Source organism: Citrobacter sp. wls757, from assembly GCF_005280935.1.
In the GTDB taxonomy this organism is placed as follows: Bacteria; Pseudomonadota; Gammaproteobacteria; order Enterobacterales; family Enterobacteriaceae; genus Citrobacter; species Citrobacter portucalensis.
This window is the reverse complement of record NZ_SZWU01000030.1, coordinates 1-5,269: the sequence shown is the minus strand read 5'-3', so window position 1 is coordinate 5,269 and position 5,269 is coordinate 1. Positions and strand designations below refer to the sequence as shown.

Annotated in this window: 4 protein-coding genes; 2 read left to right on the top strand and 2 right to left on the bottom strand. The window is 54.4% G+C overall.

What is annotated here, in order from left to right; genetic code table 11:
- On the top strand, positions 1 to 1,209 hold a 1,209-nt coding region (gene ilvA / locus FDW94_RS08225; protein WP_249358354.1), incomplete at its 5' end, for a threonine ammonia-lyase, biosynthetic.
- 63 nt (positions 1,210 to 1,272) lie between these two features.
- On the opposite strand, the gene fabV is transcribed toward ilvA, so the two are convergent.
- Both fabV and ilvY read right to left on the bottom strand, forming a co-directional pair.
- Positions 1,273 to 2,466 (bottom strand): enoyl-ACP reductase FabV, encoded by a 1,194-nt coding sequence (fabV, locus tag FDW94_RS08220; protein WP_008787067.1) that lies wholly within the window; start codon positions 2,464 to 2,466, stop codon positions 1,273 to 1,275.
- 172 nt (positions 2,467 to 2,638) lie between these two features.
- Positions 2,639 to 3,541, bottom strand: a complete 903-nt coding sequence (gene ilvY, locus FDW94_RS08215; protein ID WP_003829023.1) for an HTH-type transcriptional activator IlvY — start codon at positions 3,539 to 3,541, stop codon at positions 2,639 to 2,641.
- Between the two features lie 164 nt (positions 3,542 to 3,705).
- Here ilvY and ilvC point away from each other — a divergent pair, with 164 nt between their 5' ends.
- A complete protein-coding gene (ilvC, locus tag FDW94_RS08210; protein ID WP_003829020.1) occupies positions 3,706 to 5,181 on the top strand; it encodes a ketol-acid reductoisomerase in 1,476 nt (491 codons plus the stop codon).
- The last annotated feature ends 88 nt before the right edge of the window (positions 5,182 to 5,269 follow it).

The window sequence follows — 5,269 nt, the reverse complement described above, 5'->3', positions numbered from 1 at the left end:
ACCGCCGATATCAAAGTCGACGCCGTTCGCGGCTTCGGCGGAGAAGTGCTGCTGCACGGCGCGAACTTTGATGAAGCCAAAGCCAAAGCGATTGAATTGTCGCAGCAGCAGGGGTTTACCTGGGTGCCGCCGTTCGATCATCCGATGGTGATTGCCGGGCAGGGCACGCTGGCGCTGGAGCTGCTCCAGCAGGACGCGCATCTCGATCGCGTATTTGTGCCAGTTGGTGGTGGCGGATTAGCGGCAGGTGTTGCGGTGCTAATTAAACAACTGATGCCGCAAATCAAAGTGATTGCCGTGGAAGCGGAAGATTCGGCCTGTCTGAAAGCGGCGCTGGATGCCGGTCATCCGGTGGATCTGCCGCGAGTGGGTCTCTTTGCCGAAGGCGTGGCGGTGAAACGTATTGGCGATGAAACCTTCCGTCTGTGCCAGGAATACCTCGACGATATTATTACCGTGGATAGCGATGCTATTTGCGCGGCAATGAAAGACCTGTTCGAAGATGTACGCGCGGTGGCGGAGCCTTCCGGGGCGCTGGCGCTGGCGGGGATGAAAAAATACATCGCCCAGCATAATATTCGCGGCGAGCGCTTGGCGCATATTCTTTCCGGCGCTAACGTTAACTTCCACGGCCTGCGCTACGTATCCGAACGTTGCGAGCTGGGGGAACAGCGTGAAGCCTTGCTGGCCGTGACCATCCCGGAAGAAAAGGGCAGCTTCCTGAAGTTTTGCCAACTGCTGGGCGGGCGCTCGGTGACCGAGTTTAACTACCGCTTTGCTGATGCGAAAGACGCCTGCATTTTTGTCGGCGTACGTCTGAGTCGTGGGCTGGAAGAGCGTAAGGAAATCCTGCAACTGCTCAATGAGGGCGGCTATAGCGTGGTGGATCTGTCTGATGACGAGATGGCGAAGCTACACGTGCGCTATATGGTCGGTGGACGTCCGTCGAAACCCTTACAGGAACGTCTTTATAGCTTCGAATTTCCGGAGTCGCCGGGGGCGTTGCTCAAATTCCTGCATACCCTGGGGACGCACTGGAATATTTCATTGTTCCACTATCGCAGTCACGGCACTGACTATGGGCGTGTGCTGGCGGCGTTTGAGTTGGGTGAACACGAGCCTGATTTCGAAACGCGGCTGAATGAACTGGGTTATGACTGTCATGATGAAACACATAACCCGGCGTTCAGGTTCTTCCTGGCGGGTTAACGACAGCCATTAAAAAAGGGTTCATGTAAAAACATGAACCCTTTTTGCTACTGTATCAGCAGATTACAGCGTGATAACGTCGAATTCGACTTCGGTATTCACGTCAGCATCGTAATCCACACCGTCGAGGGCAAAACCGAACAGGTTCAGGAATTCCTGCTTGTATCCTGCATAGTCAGTTTCTTGCGCCAGGTTTTCGGTAGTGATCAGCGGCCACAGATCGCGACATGCCTGCTGAATGTCGTCACGCAGTTCCCAGTCATCCATACGGATACGCTGGTTGTCATCAAGCGCCACTTTATCGCCGTACAGGCTGGTGGTCATCAGACGGTTGATCTGCTCAATACAACCTTCGTGAATCCCCTGCGCTTTCATCAGCTTGAAGACCATGGAGATGTACAGTGGCATTACCGGAATCGCAGAAGATGCCTGGGTGATGACGGATTTCAGTACGGCAACGTTAGCGGAACCGTTCAGCGGTGCCAGCTGGTTACGCAGTTCTCCCGCCGCGCGATCGAGGTCTTCTTTCGCTTTGCCCAGCGCGCCGTGCCAGTAGATTGGCCAGGTCAGGTCGGTACCGATGTAGGAGTAGGCTACGGTTTTCACGCCATCAGCCAGCACGCCCGCTTCGCTCAGCGCGCCCATCCACAGTTCCCAGTCTTCGCCGCCCATGACGGTGACGGTGTTCTGAACTTCTTCTTCGGTTGCCGGCTCAATGCTGGCGGTGATGATCTGATCTTTGTTGGTATCGATCGCTTTAGAGGTGTAAACCTCACCGATTGGCTTCAGCGCTGAACGGACGATTTCACCGGTTTTCGGCATTTTACGCACTGGGGAAGCCAGTGAGTAAACCACCAGGTCAATCTGACCCAGGTCTTCTTTGATCAGTTTGATCACTTCATCACGGCATTCGTCAGAGAACGCATCGCCGTTGATGCTTTTGGAGTACAGACCTTCACGCTTGGCCGCTTCGTCGAAAGCTGCAGAGTTATACCAGCCTGCGGAACCTGGTTTGGTATCCGTGCCCGGTTTTTCGAAAAATACGCCGATAGTGGCGGCACCGCTGCCAAAGGCGGCGGAAATTCTGGAAGCCAGACCGTAACCGGTGGAAGCACCGATCACCAGCACGCGAGACGGGCCGTTCTCGATTTTCCCGTTCTGCTTAACATACTCGATCTGCTTTTCCACGTTGACTTTGCAGCCAGTCGGATGGGTCGTTGTACAGATGAATCCACGAATTTTTGGTTTGATTATCATAATGATGGCTAATTAAGTTTGTATTTTCGCTGTCAAGTGCGCAATGACACCGTCTGTTCTGGCCTGCTTAACGCGATGGTTAACAAGCCCCCCACTACAATGGATCACGACATTATACAGAAAAGGAGCGCCAATACTGAATCTACCACTGATTTTAGACCTGACGCTGGTGCTACTCTGCGGATTTACGTTCCAGAACAATCTTCCAAAACGCGTCGATCAGCGGTTCATGCAGCCGCTTTTTCGGCGCGCAGACGCCAAGCTCGAACGGTGTTTTTTCGTCACTTCGCTCTAAAATCATCACGCGATTACGCACCGGCTCCGGGCTGTTTTCTAGCACCACTTCCGGCAGCAGCGCCACGCCGCAGCCCAGCGCCACCATTGAGACCATCGCTTCGTGGCCACCCACCGTGGCGTAAATCGATGGGTTGCTGATTTTGTGACGGCGGAACCACAGCTCGATACGGCGGCGTACTGGACCTTGATCGGCCATGATAAACGGCACCGTCGACCAGTCCGGCTTATCGACCGATACCTGATTACGCACCGGGCAGGGCAACGCCGGAGCGATCAACACAACCGTCAGATTCTCCAGCATCGAGAACGCCACCGCGCCAGGCAGCGTTTCGGGCTTACCGGCAATTGCCAGATCGGCTTCACCAGTGACCACTTTATCCATCGCATCGGCGGCGTCGCCGGTGGTGAGCTTAATTTCCACTGACGGATGCTCGGCGCGGAAACGGTCAAGGATTGGCGGCAGATGGCTGTAGGCGGCAGTTACCGAACAGAAGATATGCAGTTCGCCCGACAGCGACGGCCCTTGTTGATCGAGAGTGTGGCGTAACTGCTGGTACTGCAACAGCGTCTGTTGGGCAAACACGCGCAGCTCTTCACCGGCTTCGGTTAGCGTAACCGTACGGTTATCGCGCACAAACAGCGGCTGGCCGAGGTCTTCTTCGAGGCGCTGAATCTGTCGGGAAAGCGTGGATGGGCTGACGTGCATTGCCCGCGCGCTGCGGCCAAAGTGACGACTTTCAGCCAAATGCAGGAACATTTTCAGATCGCGTAAATCCACAGACGAGCCTCCGATTTTCTACGTTGCATAAATTGCAATGTGACGTTGTGAATATATCAATTTCCGCAATAAATTTCCTGTTGTAATGTGGATTCAATCTCGCAAATACAAATCTGCGAACCGAATAATAAGCACCACAACACAACATCACGGAGTACACCATCATGGCTAACTACTTTAATACACTGAACCTGCGCCAGCAGCTGGCACAGCTGGGTAAATGTCGCTTTATGGGTCGCGACGAATTCGCCGATGGTGCGAGCTACCTTCAGGGTAAAAAAGTGGTCATCGTCGGCTGTGGCGCCCAGGGTCTGAACCAGGGCCTGAACATGCGTGACTCCGGTCTGGATATCTCCTACGCACTGCGTAAAGAAGCCATTGCTGAGAAGCGTGCTTCCTGGCGTAAAGCGACCGAAAACGGCTTCAAAGTGGGTACCTACGAAGAGCTGATCCCGCAGGCTGATCTGGTGGTTAACCTGACGCCGGACAAGCAGCACTCCGACGTTGTGCGTTCTGTACAGCCGCTGATGAAAGACGGTGCAGCGCTGGGTTACTCCCACGGCTTCAACATCGTGGAAGTTGGCGAGCAGATCCGTAAAGACATCACTGTTGTGATGGTGGCACCGAAATGCCCGGGTACTGAAGTTCGTGAAGAGTACAAACGTGGTTTCGGCGTACCTACGCTGATCGCCGTTCACCCGGAAAATGATCCGAAAGGCGAAGGCATGGCGATTGCTAAAGCCTGGGCTGCGGCCACCGGCGGTCACCGTGCTGGCGTACTGGAGTCCTCCTTCGTTGCGGAAGTGAAATCTGACCTGATGGGTGAGCAGACTATCCTGTGCGGTATGCTGCAGGCCGGTTCTCTGCTGTGCTTCGATAAGCTGGTGGAAGAGGGTACTGACCCGGCATATGCTGAAAAACTGATTCAGTTCGGCTGGGAAACCATCACCGAAGCGCTGAAGCAGGGCGGCATCACTCTGATGATGGACCGTCTTTCTAACCCGGCGAAACTGCGTGCTTACGCGCTGTCCGAACAGTTGAAAGAGATCATGGCGCCGCTGTTCCAGAAACACATGGATGACATCATCTCCGGTGAATTCTCTTCCGGCATGATGGCTGACTGGGCCAACGACGATAAGAAACTGCTGACCTGGCGTGAAGAGACCGGCAAAACCGCGTTCGAAACCGCTGCCCAGTTCGACGGTAAAATCGGCGAGCAGGAATACTTTGATAAAGGCGTTCTGATGATTGCGATGGTGAAAGCGGGCGTTGAGCTGGCGTTCGAAACCATGGTGGATTCCGGCATCATCGAAGAATCTGCTTACTACGAATCACTGCACGAACTGCCGCTGATCGCCAACACCATTGCCCGTAAGCGTCTGTACGAAATGAACGTGGTTATCTCTGATACCGCAGAATACGGCAACTACCTGTTCTCTTACGCTTGCGTACCGCTGCTGAAAGAGTTCATGACCACCCTGCAGACCGGCGACCTGGGCAAAGCGATTGCTGAAGGCGCGGTAGACAACGCGCAGCTGCGTGACGTGAACGATGCGATTCGCGGCCATGCTATCGAGAAAGTGGGCCAGAAACTGCGTGGCTACATGACCGATATGAAGCGCATTGCGGTCGCAGGATAATTCCTCATAGAGGAATGGCATATCAACAGCGCTTCGTAGGCCTGATAAGCGAAGCGCTATCCGGCAAAGAAAGCCCGGTGTTTAAACA